At 61.2% G+C, this 17,201-nt stretch carries 15 protein-coding genes and 1 pseudogene; 11 read left to right on the top strand and 5 right to left on the bottom strand.

The features are described 5' to 3' along the window. Positions 1 to 20 precede the first annotated feature (20 nt). The 6 genes from AC3I65_RS24200 (at position 21) to fdhA (ending at position 7,846) form a co-directional block, all read left to right on the top strand. On the top strand, positions 21 to 1,271 hold the full coding sequence (locus AC3I65_RS24200) for a sarcosine oxidase subunit beta (protein WP_003177603.1): 1,251 nt from the start codon (positions 21 to 23) through the stop codon (positions 1,269 to 1,271). Between the two features lie 14 nt (positions 1,272 to 1,285). Beyond that, entirely contained in the window at positions 1,286 to 1,615 is a 330-nt protein-coding gene (locus AC3I65_RS24195) for a sarcosine oxidase subunit delta (RefSeq protein ID WP_003206305.1), read from the top strand. After that, positions 1,612 to 4,629 carry a sarcosine oxidase subunit alpha gene (locus AC3I65_RS24190; RefSeq protein ID WP_488524227.1) on the top strand — a complete coding sequence of 1,006 codons (3,018 nt, stop codon included), beginning with the start codon at positions 1,612 to 1,614 and terminating at the stop codon, positions 4,627 to 4,629. Before AC3I65_RS24195 ends, AC3I65_RS24190 begins: the two co-directional genes overlap by 4 nt. Before the next feature lie 135 nt (positions 4,630 to 4,764). After that, positions 4,765 to 5,397, top strand: coding sequence for a sarcosine oxidase subunit gamma (locus tag AC3I65_RS24185; RefSeq protein ID WP_076383401.1), 633 nt, complete (start codon positions 4,765 to 4,767; stop codon positions 5,395 to 5,397). A 166-nt stretch (positions 5,398 to 5,563) separates the two neighbouring features. Next, entirely contained in the window at positions 5,564 to 6,421 is an 858-nt protein-coding gene (purU, locus tag AC3I65_RS24180; RefSeq protein ID WP_305466889.1) for a formyltetrahydrofolate deformylase, read from the top strand. 225 nt (positions 6,422 to 6,646) lie between these two features. After that, a complete protein-coding gene (fdhA, locus tag AC3I65_RS24175) occupies positions 6,647 to 7,846 on the top strand; it encodes a formaldehyde dehydrogenase, glutathione-independent (protein ID WP_047228141.1) in 1,200 nt (399 codons plus the stop codon). A 574-nt stretch (positions 7,847 to 8,420) separates the two neighbouring features. Here the strand turns inward: fdhA and AC3I65_RS24170 are convergent. Then, on the bottom strand, positions 8,421 to 8,633 hold the full coding sequence (locus AC3I65_RS24170) for a cold-shock protein (RefSeq protein WP_076383403.1): 213 nt from the start codon (positions 8,631 to 8,633) through the stop codon (positions 8,421 to 8,423). Positions 8,634 to 8,908: 275 nt separating this feature from the next. Here AC3I65_RS24170 and AC3I65_RS24165 point away from each other — a divergent pair. Further along, positions 8,909 to 9,489: pseudogene (locus AC3I65_RS24165) on the top strand (DUF2780 domain-containing protein). Here the strand turns inward: AC3I65_RS24165 and yihG are convergent. Continuing rightward, positions 9,490 to 10,377, bottom strand: a complete 888-nt coding sequence (yihG, locus tag AC3I65_RS24160; protein WP_160893949.1) for a 1-acylglycerol-3-phosphate O-acyltransferase, YihG family — start codon at positions 10,375 to 10,377, stop codon at positions 9,490 to 9,492. It lies immediately after the preceding pseudogene. 288 nt (positions 10,378 to 10,665) lie between these two features. On the opposite strand from yihG, the gene rloA2 reads away from it, so the two are divergent. From rloA2 to creD, 4 genes are all read left to right on the top strand, one after another. Further along, positions 10,666 to 11,169, top strand: a complete 504-nt coding sequence (gene rloA2, locus AC3I65_RS24155) for a retropepsin-like aspartic peptidase RloA2 (RefSeq protein ID WP_047228137.1) — start codon at positions 10,666 to 10,668, stop codon at positions 11,167 to 11,169. Positions 11,170 to 11,238: 69 nt separating this feature from the next. After that, a complete protein-coding gene (gene creB / locus AC3I65_RS24150) occupies positions 11,239 to 11,919 on the top strand; it encodes a two-component system response regulator CreB (RefSeq protein ID WP_173406475.1) in 681 nt (226 codons plus the stop codon). Then, positions 11,919 to 13,337, top strand: coding sequence for a two-component system sensor histidine kinase CreC (gene creC / locus AC3I65_RS24145; RefSeq protein WP_076383406.1), 1,419 nt, complete (start codon positions 11,919 to 11,921; stop codon positions 13,335 to 13,337). The genes creB and creC overlap by 1 nt, the downstream gene beginning before the upstream one ends. Positions 13,338 to 13,476: 139 nt before the next feature. Then, positions 13,477 to 14,850 (top strand): cell envelope integrity protein CreD, encoded by a 1,374-nt coding sequence (creD, locus tag AC3I65_RS24140; protein ID WP_488524226.1) that lies wholly within the window; start codon positions 13,477 to 13,479, stop codon positions 14,848 to 14,850. 183 nt (positions 14,851 to 15,033) lie between these two features. Here creD and AC3I65_RS24135 read toward each other — a convergent pair whose 3' ends face one another. The 3 genes from AC3I65_RS24135 to AC3I65_RS24125 all read right to left on the bottom strand — a co-directional run bounded on the left by AC3I65_RS24135 (position 15,034) and on the right by AC3I65_RS24125 (position 17,158). Continuing rightward, entirely contained in the window at positions 15,034 to 15,663 is a 630-nt protein-coding gene (locus AC3I65_RS24135) for a glutathione S-transferase (protein WP_076383408.1), read from the bottom strand. 188 nt (positions 15,664 to 15,851) lie between these two features. Further along, positions 15,852 to 16,031, bottom strand: a complete 180-nt coding sequence (locus AC3I65_RS24130; protein ID WP_076383409.1) for a hypothetical protein — start codon at positions 16,029 to 16,031, stop codon at positions 15,852 to 15,854. Next, positions 16,028 to 17,158, bottom strand: coding sequence for a PepSY-associated TM helix domain-containing protein (locus AC3I65_RS24125; protein ID WP_488524225.1), 1,131 nt, complete (start codon positions 17,156 to 17,158; stop codon positions 16,028 to 16,030). Before AC3I65_RS24125 ends, AC3I65_RS24130 begins: the two co-directional genes overlap by 4 nt. Positions 17,159 to 17,201 lie beyond the last annotated feature (43 nt).

Here is a 17,201-nt window from a genome sequence, read left to right as displayed (position 1 = left end):
TCGGTTTTGGAGTAATGACTATGCAACGCTATTCGGGCTTTGGCCTCTTCAAACACTCTCTCAGCCATCATGAAAACTGGCAGCGGATGTGGCGCACGCCGACCCCGAAAAAGGTCTACGACGTGGTCATTGTCGGCGGTGGCGGGCATGGTCTGGCGACCGCCTACTACCTGGCCAAGGAACACGGCATCACCAACGTGGCCGTGGTCGAGAAGGGCTGGCTGGGCGGCGGTAACACCGCGCGCAACACCACCATCGTGCGCTCCAACTACCTGTGGGACGAATCGGCCCACCTGTACGAACATGCGATGAAACTCTGGGAAGGCCTGTCCCAGGACCTGAACTACAACGTGATGTTCTCCCAGCGTGGCGTCTACAACCTGTGCCATACCCTGCAGGACATTCGTGATTCCGAGCGTCGCGTCAGTGCCAACCGCCTCAACGGCGTGGACGGCGAGCTGCTCAACGCCAAACAAGTGGCCGACGAGATTCCGTACCTGGACTGCTCGAAAAACACCCGCTACCCGGTGATGGGCGCCACCGTCCAGCGTCGCGGCGGCGTGGCCCGTCACGATGCCGTGGCCTGGGGCTTTGCCCGGGCGGCGGACGCGTTGGGCGTGGACCTGATCCAGCAGACCGAAGTGATCGGTTTCCGCAAGGAAAACGGCGTGTGCATCGGTGTGGAAACCAACAAGGGCTTCATCGGCGCCAAGCGCGTCGGCGTGGTCACCGCCGGTAACTCCGGACACATGGCCAAGCTCGCGGGGTTCCGCCTGCCGATCGAATCCCACCCGCTGCAAGCGCTGGTGTCCGAGCCGATCAAGCCGATCATCGACAGCGTGATCATGTCCAACGCGGTGCACGGCTACATCAGCCAGTCCGACAAGGGCGACCTGGTGATCGGTGCCGGTATCGACGGCTACAACGGCTACGGCCAGCGTGGCTCGTACCCGGTGATCGAACACACGGTTCAGGCCATCGTCGAGATGTTCCCGGTGTTGTCCCGTGTACGCATGAACCGCCAATGGGGCGGCATCGTCGACACTACGCCGGACGCCTGCCCGATCATTTCCAAGACCCCGGTGCCGAACATGTTCTTCAACTGCGGTTGGGGCACTGGCGGCTTCAAGGCCACCCCGGGCTCGGGCAACGTCTTCGCTGCAAGCCTGGCCAAGGGTGAAATGCACCCGCTGGCCGCGCCGTTTTCCATCGACCGTTTCCACAACGGTGCACTGATCGACGAACACGGCGCTGCTGCCGTCGCCCACTAACAGGAGAAATCCCTATGTTGCACATCTTCTGTCCTCACTGCGGCGAACTGCGCTCCGAAGAGGAATTCCATGCATCCGGCCAGGCGCACATCCCGCGTCCGCTGGATCCGAATGCCTGCACCGACGAGCAGTGGGGCGACTACATGTTCTTTCGTGACAACCCACGCGGGTTGCACCATGAGCTGTGGGACCACGTCGCCGGCTGCCGCCAGTATTTCAACGTGACCCGTGACACCGTGACCTACGAGATTCTGGAAACCTACAAGATCGGCCAAAAGCCGCAATTCACCGACAAGGCTGACAGTCCGAAAGCGGCCGCGCAGGCTCTGGGAGAGAAGGTATGAGCCAGATCAATCGCCTGTCCAACGGCGGACGGATCGACCGCAACAAAGTGCTGAGCTTCACCTTCAACGGCCAGACCTATAAAGGCTTCGAGGGCGATTCCCTGGCCGCTGCACTGCTGGCCAACGGTGTCGACATCATCGGCCGCAGCTTCAAGTATTCCCGTCCGCGTGGCATCTTTGCCGCCGGCGCCGAAGAGCCGAACGCGGTACTGCAGATCGGCGCCACCGAAGCCACGCAGATCCCTAACGTGCGCGCCACGCAACAGGCGCTGTATCAAGGGTTGGTCGCCACCAGCACCAACGGCTGGCCGAACGTGAACAACGACATGATGGGTATTCTCGGCAAGGTCGGCGGCAAGCTGATGCCGCCGGGCTTCTACTACAAAACCTTCATGTACCCGCAATCGTTCTGGATGACTTACGAAAAGTACATCCGCAAGGCCGCGGGCCTGGGTCGCTCGCCGACCGAGAATGACCCGGACACCTACGACTACATGAACCGTCATTGCGACGTGCTGGTTGTCGGCGCCGGCCCTGCTGGCCTGGCCGCCGCATTGGCCGCGGCCCGCAGCGGTGCGCGGGTGATCCTGGCCGACGAGCAGGAAGAGTTCGGCGGCAGCCTGCTCGATTCCCGCGAGAGCCTGGATGGCAAACCGGCGACCGAATGGGTGGCTGCTGTTGTTGCTGAGCTCAAGTCGATGCCAGATGTGGTGCTGTTGCCGCGCGCCACGGTGAACGGTTACCACGACCATAACTTCCTGACCATCCACGAGCGCCTCACCGACCACCTGGGTGATCGCGCGCCAATCGGCCAGGTCCGCCAGCGCATCAACCGGGTCCGCGCCAAGCGCGTGGTGCTGGCGACTGGTGCCTGCGAACGGCCGCTGGTCTACGGCAACAACGACGTACCGGGCAACATGCTGGCCGGCGCGGTCTCCACCTACGTGCGCCGCTATGGCGTGGCACCGGGCAAGAAACTGGTGCTGAGCACCAACAACGATCACGCCTATCGCGTGGCGCTGGACTGGCTCGACGCCAGCCTGCAAGTGGTGGCCATCGCCGACGCCCGCAGCAACCCGCGTGGCGCGCTGGTGGAAGAGGCGCGTGCCAAAGGCATCCGCATCCTCACCGGCAGCGCCGTGATCGAGGCTCGTTGCAGCAAGCGCGTCACCGGGGCCCGCATCGCCGCCATTGACGTCAAGGCGCACAAGGTCACCAGTCCCGGCGAATGGCTGGACTGCGACCTGGTGGCCAGCTCCGGCGGCTACAGCCCAGTGGTTCACCTGGCTTCGCACCTGGGCGGCAAGCCGATCTGGCGCGAAGACATCCTTGGTTTCGTACCGGGCGAAGCACCGCAGAAGCGCGTGTGCGTCGGCGGCGTGAATGGCGTCTACAGCCTGGGTGACACCTTGGCCGATGGTTTCGAAGGTGGCGTGCGCGCGGCCAACGAAGCCGGTTTCAAAGCGGTGGAGGGTGTGTTGCCCAAAGCCCTGAGCCGCCAGGAAGAACCGACCCTGGCGCTGTTCCAGGTGCCGCATGAAAAATCCACTGCACGGGCGCCGAAGCAATTCGTCGACCTGCAGAACGACGTCACTGCCGCCGCCATCGAACTCGCCACCCGCGAAGGCTTCGAGTCGGTCGAACACGTCAAGCGCTACACCGCACTGGGCTTTGGTACTGACCAGGGCAAGCTGGGCAACGTCAACGGCCTGGCCATCGCGGCTCGCTCGCTGAACGTGAGCATCCCGCAGATGGGCACCACCATGTTCCGCCCGAACTACACGCCGGTGACCTTCGGCGCGATAGCCGGGCGGCACTGCGGGCACATCTTCGAACCGGTACGCTTCACCGCGCTGCATGCCTGGCATGTGAAAAACGGTGCTGAATTCGAAGACGTCGGCCAGTGGAAGCGCCCTTGGTACTTCCCGAAGAACGGCGAAGACATGCACGCTGCGGTCAAGCGCGAATGCAAAGCCGTGCGCGATAGCGTCGGCCTGCTGGATGCCTCGACTCTGGGCAAGATCGATATCCAGGGCCCGGACGCCCGCGAGTTCCTTAACCGCGTGTACACCAACGCCTGGACCAAGCTCGACGTGGGCAAGGCCCGCTACGGTTTGATGTGCAAGGAAGACGGCATGGTCTTCGACGATGGCGTGACGGCCTGTCTGGCGGACAACCATTTCGTGATGACCACCACCACTGGCGGCGCGGCGCGCGTGCTGCAATGGCTGGAGATCTATCACCAGACCGAATGGCCGGACCTGAAGGTGTACTTCACTTCGGTTACCGACCACTGGGCGACCATGACTCTGTCGGGCCCCAACAGCCGCAAGCTGCTGAGCGAAGTCACCGACATCGACCTGGACAAGGACGCTTTCCCGTTCATGACCTGGAAAGAAGGCCTGGTGGGTGGTGTACCGGCGCGGGTGTTCCGTATCTCGTTCACCGGTGAACTGTCGTACGAAGTCAACGTGCAGGCCGACTACGCCATGGGCGTGCTCGAGCAGATCGTCGAGGCCGGGAAGAAATACAACCTGACCCCGTATGGCACCGAGACCATGCACGTATTGCGGGCCGAGAAGGGCTTCATCATTGTCGGTCAGGACACTGACAGCTCGATGACCCCGGACGACCTGAACATGGGCTGGTGCGTAGGCCGGACCAAACCGTTCTCGTGGATCGGCTGGCGTGGCATGAATCGCGAAGACTGTGTGCGTGAGGACCGCAAGCAACTGGTGGGCCTCAAGCCGATCGACCCGAATGTCTGGCTGCCGGAAGGTGCGCAACTGGTGTTCAACACCAAGCAGGCGATCCCGATGACCATGGTCGGTCATGTGACGTCCAGCTACGCCCACAACTCCCTGGGTTATTCATTTGCCATGGGCGTGGTCAAGGGCGGCCTCAAGCGGATGGGCGAACGCGTGTTCGCGCCACTGGCCGACGGCAGCGTGATCGAGGCAGAGATTGTTTCTTCGGTGTTCTTCGATCCGAAGGGGGATCGGCAGAATATTTGATACCTGATCGTTCCCACGCTCCGCGTGGGAATGCATCCCGGGACGCTCCGCGTCCCAAAAGCGGACGCAGAGCGTCCATGGCGGCATTCCCACGCAGAGCGTGGGAACGATCAATCTACGAGACAGGTGCTCCATATGACCGCAGTCAACGTGTACCAACAACGCCCAACCACCGGGGCCAAGGCCGAGTCGTCGCTGCACCATGCCGACCTCGCCAGCCTGGTGGGCAAGGGTCGCAAGAACGCCGGCGTGACCGTGCGCGAGAAGAAACTCCTGGGCCACTTGACCATCCGTGGCGATGGTCATGACCCTGCGTTCGCTGCTGGCGTGCACAAGGCCCTGGGCCTGGAGCTGCCGGGCGCGCTGACCGTCATCGTCAAGGGCGAAACCAGCCTGCAATGGCTCGGCCCGGACGAGTGGCTGCTGGTGGTGCCCAGTGGCGAAGAATTTGCCGCCGAGAAAAACCTGCGCGAAGCCCTGGGCGATCTGCACATCCAGATCGTCAACGTCAGCGGCGGTCAGCAGATCCTCGAACTGTCCGGCCCGAATGTGCGCGACGTGCTGATGAAATCCACCAGCTATGACGTACACCCAAGCAATTTCCCGGTGGGCAAAGCCGTGGGCACGGTGTTCGCCAAGTCGCAACTGGTGATCCGCCACACGGGCGAAGACACCTGGGAACTGGTGATTCGCCGCAGCTTCTCCGATTACTGGTGGCTGTGGTTGCAGGATGCCGCGGCTGAGTATGGGTTGAGCGTGCAGGCCTGACTAGGGTTGGACGCTGTCCTTTTGTGGCGAGGGGATTTATCCCCGTTGGGCTGCGCAGCAGACCCCAAACCTGCCACCTCAGTACGTCAGGCCGATCACATCAAGCTTTTTGGGGCTGCTTCGCAGCCCGACGGGGATAAATCCCCTCGCCACAGGAGTCACTGCAATGAGCCGCGCCCCAGACACATGGATCTTGACTGCCGACTGCCCCAGCGTGCTCGGCACGGTGGACGCGGTGACCCGCTTTCTGTTCGAGCAGGGCTGCTACGTCACCGAGCATCATTCCTTCGACGACCGGCTCTCAGCGCGTTTTTTCATTCGTGTGGAGTTCCGCCAACCCGACGGTTTTGATGAGCAAAACTTCCGGGCCGGCCTGGCCGAACGTGCGCAAGCCTTTGGCATGGTCTTCGAACTGACGCCACCCAACTACCGGCCCAAAGTGGTGATCATGGTCTCCAAGGCCGATCACTGCCTCAACGACTTGCTCTACCGTCAGCGCATCGGCCAGTTGTCCATGGACGTCGTGGCCGTGGTGTCCAACCACCCGGACCTCAAGCCGCTGGCCGACTGGCACCAGATTCCGTACTACCATTTCCCCTTGGACCCGAACGACAAGCCCTCCCAGGAGCGGCAGGTGTGGCAGGTGATCGAAGACACCGGCGCCGAGCTGGTGATTCTCGCCCGCTACATGCAAGTGCTGTCGCCGGAGCTGTGTCGCAAGCTCGACGGCAAGGCGATCAACATCCATCACTCGCTGCTGCCGGGCTTCAAGGGCGCCAAGCCGTATCACCAGGCCTACAACAAAGGCGTGAAACTGGTCGGCGCCACGGCGCACTACATCAACAACGACCTGGACGAAGGCCCGATCATCGCCCAGGGCGTGGAAGTGGTGGACCACAGCCACTATCCCGAAGACCTGATCGCCAAGGGCCGGGACATCGAAGGGCTGACCCTGGCCCGGGCGGTGGGGTATCACATTGAGAAAAGGGTGTTTTTGAACGCCAATCGCACGGTCGTTCTTTAGATTTTTGGGGCCGCTTCGCAGCCCATTCGCGAGCAAGCTCGCTCCCACAGGATCTGCGTCGTTATACAGATTCTGATGACACCCACAATCCACTGTGGGAGCGAGCTTGCTCGCGATGAGGCCCTTACAGACAACAAAGAAACAAGACACAAGCACTACCCGAGCAATCAACGCGCTGCCTGCCTGGGCAACGCAGTTTCATAAAAACAACAGCGAGGTGAAAGCATGTCTGGCAATCGTGGTGTCGTGTATCTCGGCAACGGCAAGGTCGAAGTACAGAAAATCGACTATCCAAAAATGCAGGACCCGCGTGGCAGGAAGATCGAGCACGGCGTCATCCTGCGCGTGGTATCCACCAACATCTGCGGCTCCGACCAGCACATGGTGCGCGGCCGCACCACCGCTCAGACCGGCCTGGTCCTGGGCCACGAAATCACCGGTGAAGTGATCGAAAAGGGCAACGACGTCGAAAACCTGAAGATCGGCGACCTGGTGTCTGTTCCGTTCAACGTGGCTTGCGGGCGCTGCCGTTCCTGCAAAGAACAACACACCGGCGTCTGCCTGACCGTCAACCCGGCCCGTGCCGGCGGTGCCTACGGTTATGTGGACATGGGTGACTGGACCGGCGGCCAGGCCGAATACGTGCTGGTGCCCTACGCGGATTTCAACCTGTTGAAGCTGCCGGACCGCGACAAGGCCATGGAGAAAATCCGCGACCTGACCTGCCTGTCCGACATCCTGCCGACCGGCTACCACGGCGCCGTCACCGCCGGCGTTGGTCCTGGCAGCTCCGTCTACATCGCGGGTGCCGGTCCGGTTGGCCTGGCGGCTGCCGCTTCCGCCCGCCTGCTGGGTGCCGCTGTGGTCATTATCGGTGACGTCAACCCGATCCGCCTGGCCCACGCCAAGGCCCAGGGTTTTGAAATCGCCGACCTGTCCAAAGACACCCCGCTGCACGAACAGATCGCCGCGCTGCTGGGCGAACCGGAAGTCGACTGCGCCGTTGACGCTGTGGGCTTCGAAGCCCGTGGTCACGGCCATGAAGGCGTCAAGCACGAAGCTCCGGCCACCGTGCTCAACTCGTTGATGGGTGTGGTTCGCGTAGCCGGCAAGATCGGCATCCCCGGCCTCTACGTCACCGAAGACCCGGGCGCGGTCGATGCCGCGGCAAAAATGGGTAGCCTGAGCATCCGTTTCGGTCTGGGCTGGGCCAAGTCCCACAGCTTCCACACCGGCCAGACCCCGGTGATGAAGTACAACCGCCAACTGATGCAAGCCATCATGTGGGATCGCATCAACATCGCCGAAATCGTCGGCGTACAGGTCATCAGCCTGGACGACGCGCCTAAAGGCTACGGCGAGTTCGATGCAGGCGTACCGAAGAAGTTTGTGATCGATCCGCACAAGATGTTCAGTGCGGCCTAAGCGGTAGGCAAGACGGAAAAAGGGCGACAGTGATGTCGCCCGTTTTATTTGATAGGTTGCCCTCAAGGTTGTTTATTGAGTGTCAGCTGTTTATTCCTCCAAGCCTGCTGAGGAGGAGGGCCCTCATCCACATACAGCTCCCGGTAACTATATAAGCAGGTGTTTGCTACAGGCGTGGGCGTTGTTAACGTCATTTGGTACATCGGTTGTAGAAAGTTAGGGCCCACGGCCTCGCCCCGCCAGATAACTTTTCCAGAGGAGTCCTTCACAGAATACTCCTCGTAGACCGGTCGGCCAGGAATGGTCTCTGGCATTAAACGAAACACAATTTCCCCTACGGCGGGACAGCTTGTTGCGTTCGCAGCATGGGTCACGCCCAGGAGTCCAGCGACGGAAAGTATGCAAACTATTAAACCGCGCATTTCAGGTACTCGCTTGTTGATTGGAGCAACGATGATCGCTGAGCGTCGTGCTTGGGCCTACTGTCAGAAATGACAGTGGGTCAGACTAAAAGGAAATAGCCTTGCGGGTTTTCATGCGACGTTTCAGGGAAAGGATCTGAGTGAGCCGAGGGTTATTCCGGCGTCACTCTCAGAGCCTGCATGCCTTTATCACCCATCTCGATTTCAAACGAAACAGTCTGTTTCTGTTTCAATGTTTTATAACCCTCGCCAGCTATTGCCGAGTAATGAACGAACAACTCCTCGCCTCCTTTGCCGCAGGTAATGAAGCCATAGCCCTTTGCATCGTTAAACCATTTAACGGTTCCTTTGATTCGGTCGTTCATTTTTATTCTTCCTGCTTGCCCGAATGAAGAAAGGCACAGGGACTGTGGTTTGCCCATAGCCTTGTTTTTCGTTGTCACGGCTGCAGCTTAGAGTCCGTATGAACAGCTGCCTACTGTCAACATTGACAGTAGGCAATACCGAAGTCGTGGAGGACGTCGAGGGCTTGGGGGCGATGAGCAGGGCAGCAGGGAACAATCCCCCTGGACCCCAGTCCAACGCACGCTTTACGCCGCTCTTTATGAGCGGTTTTTTCATGCTCAAGAGGATGTCCCGGATGAAGGTTTCACGAGGTTTTGCACTGTCTTGCCTGCTCGCGCTGGCAAGCAGCCCGGCCTTCGCGCAGTTCAGCCTCAGTGATGCGGCCAATGCGGTGGCGGCGATGCAGGGCGATCAGCCGGGGGAGGGCGCGGTGGCAGCTGCGCCGCAAGCCGCCGGGTTGCTCAATACCCTGGGCTCGGAGCTCAAGATCACCCCGGAACAGGCCATCGGCGGTGCCGGTGCGATGCTGGGGCTGGCGAAGAACCGACTCAGTGAGCCGCAGTTTTCCGAATTGAGCAAAAGCGTGCCGGGCCTGGATCAGATCGCTGGCAACAACGCTATGGTGGGCTGAATGGCTTGGGTGGCCTGGGCGGTTTGCTCGGTGGCGGGTCGGACAAGAACGCCTTGCTCGACGGCCTGCTGGGTAACGTCAAGGACACCCACGACCTGAACAACGCCTTCAGCGCGCTGGGCATGGACAGCGGCATGATCGGCCAGTTTGCCCCGGTGATCCTTGAATACCTCGGCCAGCAGGGTGTGGCCAGCTCGCTGCTGCAGAACCTGGGTGGCATCTGGGGGGCCGGCGCAGGTATCTGATCAGTCGCGCTCGCTGCGCAAGGCGGCGATGCGCTGATCTTTTTCGATCCAGAGCTGGTTCACCCAGTTCTGGACATGCTGGCGAAACACCGGATCGTTTTCGTAATCGCCCTGCCACAGCGCCGTGTCCAGCTCGCGGGTCTGGATGTCGATAATGACCTTCGGCACCGCACCGCTGATCAAATCCCAGAACCCCGGCGTCCGTTCCTGGGGGTACACCACCGTCACGTCCAGCACCGCGTCCAGTTGCTCGCCCAGCGCCGCCAGCACGAATGCCACGCCACCGGCCTTGGGTTTGAGCAGGTGTGTGAAGGGAGACTGTTGCTGTTGGCGCTTGGCGGCGGTGAAGCGTGTGCCTTCGAGGTAATTCACCACGGTGACTCGTTGGCGCTTGAACAGCTCGCAGGCCTGACGGGTGATTTCCAAGTCTTTGCCTGCCAGCTCCGGATTTTTTGCCAGGAAGGCCTTGGTGTAGCGTTTCATGAAAGGGTAATCCAGCGCCCACCAGGCCAGCCCCAGGAACGGTACCCAGATCAACTCTTTCTTGAGGAAAAACTTGAAGAACGGCGTACGCCGGTTGAGGGCCTGGATCAGCGCGGGGATGTCGACCCAGGACTGGTGATTGCTGATGACCAGATAGGAGGTGTCGCGGCGCAAGTCGCCGCCGCCGCGTATTTCCCAGCGGGTGGGAATGCACAGGGCGAAGATCAGTTTGTCGATTTCGGCCCAGGTTTCGGCGATCCACATCACTGCCCACGAGGCGCAGTCGCGAAGACGCCCGGGCAGGACCAGTTTGAGCAACGCGAACACCATCAACGGCCCGAACAGCACCAGGGTGTTGAGCAACAGCAGAAGGGTGACAAAACAGCCGGTGAGCAGGCGGCGCATAAATAACTCTTGCAAACAGGTGGGCGGGCCATGATAAGCAGCTTCGGGCGGCAGGCCAAATCGAGGTGAAACGAGCAACCTGTGGCGAGCGAAGTGATCTGTGGGAGCAAAGCTTGCTCGCGATGAAAGTAACGCTATTTCTCTGGAACCGTGGTGGCCGTATCGCGAGCAAGCTTTGCTCCCACAGACCCCCTTTCCCCGGCAGAGATGTTCTTGACGCCAACCGAACGAATTCACAGCCCACGGTCTAAAATCCCGCTGCCCACCCATACAAAGGAAGTCCATTACGTGAAATCCCTTCTCGCTCTGCTTTCCCTGGTGGCCCTTCCAGTGCTGGCCGCCGAACCGACCCTGTACGGGCGCTACGAATACATCGCGCTGCCGGAAATCGGCGGTGAGGTGCTCAAGGCCAAGATGGACACCGGCGCCCTGACGGCCTCGCTGTCGGCCAAGGACATAGAAACCTTTACCCGCGACGGCGAGGACTGGGTGCGTTTCCGCCTGGCGACCAAAGGCGCGAGCAACAAGCTCTTTGAGCACAAGGTCGCACGCATCAGCAAGATCAAGACCCGTTCGGAAGAAGATGAAGACGACGAATCGGCTGCCCCCAGCAAACGTCCGGTGGTGGAGCTTGAAATGTGCCTGGGTGATGTCAAGCGGACCGTTGAGGTCAACCTGACGGACCGCAGCAGCTTCAACTACCCGCTGCTGATCGGCGCCAAGGCCCTGCGCGAGTTTGATGCGGCGGTGAACCCGGCCCGACGTTTTACCGCTGACAAGCCCGACTGCTGATTTCCCTGATTGACGTGCCCCCGGGGTTGGGGCACCGTTCCGGCAACTTTACTGTCGGGCGCGGACGCCATGCCTCACATTCTGATTGTCGAAGACGAAGCCGCCATTGCCGATACGCTGGTGTTTGCCCTGCAAGGGGAGGGTTTCGGCACCACCTGGCTGAGCCTTGGCGCGGCTGCGCTTGAGCATCAGAAAAGCACCCCGGCGGACCTGATCATCCTCGACGTGGGCCTGCCGGATATCAGTGGATTCGAGACGTGCAAAAATCTCAGACGTTTCAGCGACGTTCCGGTCATCTTTCTTACAGCCCGGGATGCTGAGATCGACCGGGTAGTGGGGCTGGAGATCGGGGCCGACGATTATGTGGTCAAACCGTTCAGCCCTCGGGAAGTGGCGGCGAGGGTCCGCGCCATCCTCAAGCGCGTCGCGCCGCGACCGCCCACGGATCTGGGCGCCGGGCTATTTCAGGTCGACACAGAGCGGGTGCAGATCCACTATCGTGGCCGACCGCTGAACCTCACCCGTCACGAATTCCGCCTGTTGAACTGTCTGCTGGAGCAACCCGAGCGTGTGTTCAGCCGCGAACAACTGCTCGACGCCCTGGGTGTGGCCAGTGATGCCGGCTACGAGCGCAGCATCGACAGCCACATCAAGAGCGTGCGCGCCAAATTGCGTCTGGTCAGGGCCGAGGCTGAACCGATCCAGACTCACCGTGGCCTCGGCTACAGCTACAGCCCGGGGCAGAGCTGATGTCGCTGGGCATCCGGATTTTCCTGGTGTATGTGCTGTTCATTGGTTTGACCGGGTATTTCGTCCTCAACACAGTGATGGAAGAAATACGCCCCGGCGTGCGCCAGTCCACCGAAGAAACCCTGGTGGACACCGCTAACCTGATGGCCGAGATCCTGCGGGACGATTTCAAGGCCGGCACCCTCAACCAGAACCGCTGGCCGCAACTGCTCAAGGCTTACGGTGAGCGCCAGCCTGCAGCATCGATCTGGGGGTTGCCAAAGAACCAGGTCAACCATCGCATCTACGTCACGGACGCCAAGGGGATTGTGGTGCTCGACTCCAGCGGTGTGGCGGTGGGCCAGGATTATTCGCGCTGGAACGACGTCTACCTGACCCTGCGCGGGCAATACGGCGCACGCTCGACCCGCAGCGTTGCCGATGATCCGACGTCTTCGGTGATGCACGTTGGCGCGCCGATTCGCGACAACGGCCGGATTATCGGCGTGGTCACCGTGGCCAAGCCCAACAGTTCGCTGCAACCCTATGTCGACCGCACCGAGCGGCGCCTGTTGGCTTACGGCGCCGGGTTGATCGGCCTGGGGCTGCTGTTGGGCGCCTTGTTGTCGTGGTGGCTGAGCGCGGCGCTACGGCGTTTGACTGTTTATGCCGAGGCCGTCAGCCAAGGGCAACGGGTAGAGGTGCCGCATTATCGCGGTGGCGAGTTCGAGCAACTGGCCGGTGCGGTGGAACACATGCGCACCCAACTGGAAGGCAAGGCTTACGTCGAGCGCTACGTGCACACCCTGACTCACGAACTCAAGAGCCCGCTGGCGGCAATCCGTGGTGCCGCCGAGTTGCTGCAGAGCGACATGCCGACGGCCCAGCGTCTGCGTTTCGTCAGCAACATCGACAACGAAAGCGTGCGCATGCAGCAGTTGATCGAGCGTTTGCTCAACCTGGCCCAGGTCGAGCAGCGACAGGGACTGGAAGAAGAGGTTGCCGTGCCGCTGGCGGCATTGATGGACGAACTGCTGGAGGCCCGCAGTGGCTGGATCGAAAGCCGGCAGTTGCAGATCGAGCGGCACATTGCCGTGGACCTGACATTGACGGGGGAGCCGTTTCTGTTGCGTCAGGCCCTGGGCAATCTGCTGGAAAACGCCCTGGACTTCACGCCCGTCAACGGGTTGTTGCGCATGAGTGCCGAGCGTGTCGGCAACCGCGTCGAGATCCGGCTGTTCAATCAGGCCGAACCGATTCCCGCCTACGCCCTGCCGCGTCTGAGTGAACGCTTCTACTCCCTGCCGCGCCCTGACAGCGGTCGCAAGAGCACCGGGTTGGGCCTCAACTTTGTGGAGGAAGTGGTGCAGTTGCATGCCGGGGAGTTCAGTATTGGCAATGTCGAGGGTGGGGTTGAGGTGGTTTTGCGGTTGCCTTGAAACCGCCTCTGCCGCCTGACAGAACACAACCCTGTGGGAGCGAGCCTTGGGCAGTCTCCACACAATCTCCACAATCTCTCCATAACCCCAGCACACAGCCGGCTCAAGCTCTCCCTCATTCGAACAGGGAGAGCCCCACATGAACCGCAGCCTCGCCGTAAAACTGGGCATGATTGCCCTATTGATCCTCCTGCTGATGATCCCGTTGTTGATGATCAACGGCCTCATCGACGAGCGTCAGGAACTGCGCGACGGTGTACTGCAGGACATCGCCCGCAGTTCCAGTCACAGCCAGCAACTCATCGGGCCGATGATCGTGGTGCCGTTTCGCAAGGATGTGCGGGTCTGGAATACCAACGAGAAGACCGGCGCGCGGTTCCTGGAAACCGTCGAGCAAAGCGGTGAGTTATATTTTCTGCCGGAGCAATTGGACGTCGACGGCCAGATCCGCACAGAAACCCGTGCACGCGGGATCTACGAGGCGCGGTTGTTTCATGCCGACAACCGGATCGACGGCTACTTCAAGGTGCCTGAGCGTTTCGGCGTGGCCACCAAGGATTTTGCCGACTACCGCTTTGACGAGCCCTATCTGAGCGTGGGCATCAGCGACATCCGCGGTATCGAGAATGCACTGACCCTGAAGCTCAACCAGCAGACCGTCGATTTCCTGCCCGGCTCGCGGATCGGCTGGCTGGGGCAGGGCGTGCATGTGCCGCTGCCAATGGTCACGGCCCAGGGCAGCACTGAGCTGACCTTCGGTTTCGACCTGCGGCTGCAAGGCACCGGTCAGTTACAGATTCTGCCGGTAGGTAAGTCCACCCAAGTGCACCTGTCGGCCGACTGGCCGCACCCCAGCTTTATCGGCAACTACCTGCCGACCCAGCGCGACATCAATGAGCAGGGCTTCAGTGCCGACTGGCAGACCTCGTTTTTCTCTACCAACCTGCTGGAAACCTTGCAAGCCTGCGAGCCAAGCGATGGCTGTGAAGCGTTTCGCAGCCGTGCCTTTGGTGTGAGTTTCATCGACCCGGTGGACCAATACCTCAAGAGCGACCGGGCGATCAAATATGCACTGCTGTTCATAGCGTTGACGTTTGCCGGGTTCTTTCTCTTCGAAGTGCTCAAGAGCCTGGCGGTGCATCCGGTCCAGTACGCCTTGGTGGGCGTGGCGCTGGCGTTCTTTTACCTGTTGCTGCTGTCCCTGTCGGAACACATCGGTTTTGCCCTGGCGTATTTGCTGTCAGCCAGCGCCTGTGTGCTGCTGATCGGGTTCTATGTCTGTCATGTGTTGCGCAGCGTGAGCCACGGCCTGGGGTTTTCGGCGGGGTTGGCGGGCTTGTACGGTTTGCTCTATGGATTGTTGAGTGCCGAGGACTACGCCTTGCTGATGGGCTCGCTGTTGCTGTTCGGTCTGCTCGGTGTGTTCATGGTATTGACCCGTAAGCTGGACTGGTACCGGGTGGGAGCGAAGCCGACGGCTGCGATGACGTTCGATCTGGGAGAGGTGAAATGAGCCGGTCGCTGGGGTTGCGCGAGGACCGGCAATGGCGAGCAGTGCTGGTGACTCGCATAGGGCAGTTGTTTCCCTTGGATCCGCTGCGCTGCCATCGCGGGCAAGCCTTGCTTCCAAAGGCGGAGCAAGGTCTATGTGGGAGCAAGGCTTGCCCGCGACAAGGCCAGTATGGCTAACGCAGGGCTAGATTCTAGGCACTGTCTCGACCATCGAAGGCCGCAAGCTCACTTCGGCAAACCACGCTGCCAATTGTGGATTGGCCTTGCGCCATTCCAGATCGGGATGGCGCAGGTCCAGGTAACCCAGGGCGCAGGCCACGCTGATGGACGCAATGTCGAAATGGCAGGCCAGTTCGGCTATCGCCTCGGCTTCGAGCATGCCCAGGGCGCGGCGGATCTTGTCCCGTTGCGCATCGAGCCACTCGGCCCAGTGTTTTTCGACGGGTCGCAGGGCGGTTTCGTAGCGAATCATCACCGCGGCGTCCATGATTCCGTCAGCCAGGGACGCCAGGGTCAGGCGTCGCCACCGGGCTGCGCCGTCGCGGGGAATCAGCGGATTGCCGACGTGCTGGTGGTCGAGGTAATCAAGAATGACGCGACTGTCGTGGAGCACATTGCCATTGGCCAGGCGCAAGGCCGGGATCTTGCTCAGGGGGTTGTCATCAATGAGTGCCTGGTCTGGCCTGACCGGCGTGAGCTGGCTGAGCTGCAACGCCACGCGGTCTTGCTGGCCGGTTTCGTGCAGCAGCACCAGGACCTTGCGCACGAAAGGCGAAGCGGGGTTGTGGAACAACGTCATGCTGGGGGCCGACATGCAGGTATCCTCGATTAACGGGCAAGGGCTTAGCCTAGACAGTTCCAAGGCGGCTGGCGAGGCCGATTGGAAGCCAGTGTGGGAGCGAGCCTGCTCGCGATAGCGCAGTGTCAGTCGATATCAATGTGACTGGTTCACCGCCATCGCGAGCAGGCTCGCTCCCACATTGGGTCCGCGTCGGGCTGAAGTTATCTGCGTTTGATCAGCCCCCAGGTTCCCAGCACCGTCGGCACGCCCAAACCCACCCAACTCACGGCATCCCAGGCCCCATCGCCGAGCAATGCCGAAAACAACCCCGCCGCGCTCAGCACGCCGATTGCCACGGGAATACCAAACACTTTCCAGAAACTCGACTGCCGGGGCCTCACGAGACCACCTGCGCCGCGACCGTTGCGCGCTTGGCCGCTTTTCGCCGCACGACCCACAGGTAGACGCCGCTGCCGAGGACGATGATGGTCAGCACGTCCAGGGTCGCCCAGAAAATTTGCATCGGCCGACCGCCGTAGTCGCCGAAGTGCAGCGGCAGGGACAGGCTCATCATATCCATGTACCACGGCCGTTCAGCCACGGCGGTGACATCCAGGGTGCTGGCGTCGATCAATACGGGTGTCAGCAAATGGGAGGTCAGGTGGGTGTCACCTTTCATGAACACGCTGTAGTGGTGTTCGCTGGAAAACAGCGTACCGGGGAAGGCGATGAAGCTGGGCTCCATGCCCGGCGCAACCTCTTTGGCGATGTCCAGCAAGCGGGTCGCCGGGGCCAGTTGCGTCAGCGGCGGGGCGTCGCGATAGGGCTCGACCATGGCGCTGAGGCTGTCATTGCGCCAGGCGGCGATGATCAGGTCGGCGCACGCCGCGATGACGCCGGTCACGCCCACCGTCAGCGCCCAGACCAGCGTGACCACGCCGATCAGGTTGTGCAAATCGAGCCAGCGCAGGCGCGTGGATTTATCCTGGCGCACCGTGGCGAATTTCAGGCGGCGCATGAACGGCAGGTACAACACCACACCGGAGACGATGGCGATCACGAACAACAGGCCCATGAACGCCAACAGCAACTTGCCTGGCAAGCCGGCGAACATGTCCACATGCAGGCGCAGCATCACCATCATGAAACCGCCGTTGGCCGAGGGCATTTCCAGGGCCTCGCCGGTGCGGGCATCGAGCATGAACGTGTGGGAGGAATTGGGTTCGGTGCCCGGCGTCGGCGCCATGATGGTGATGACACCGTTGGGATCATCCTCGTCCCAGCCAAAATACTGGACCACCTCACCGGGGCGATGGGCCTTGGCTTTTTCCACCAGTTGCGCAAGGTCCAATGGCGGTGTGTCGGCCGGCATTTCGCGAAGCTCGGGGGCGTCGCCCAGCAGATGCTCGATTTCGTGATGAAAAATCAACGGCAGCCCGGTGATTGCCAGCATCAGCAGAAATACCGTGCAGATCAGGCTGGTCCAGGTGTGGACGAAGGACCAGCGACGGATGGTTTTGCTTTTCATGATTGATCCGAATGCAAAAAGGGCCACAGGTGGCCCTTCAAAA

This window comes from Pseudomonas sp. N-1-13 (genome assembly GCF_057787095.1).
This window is presented reverse-complemented; position numbering and strand designations above follow the sequence as displayed.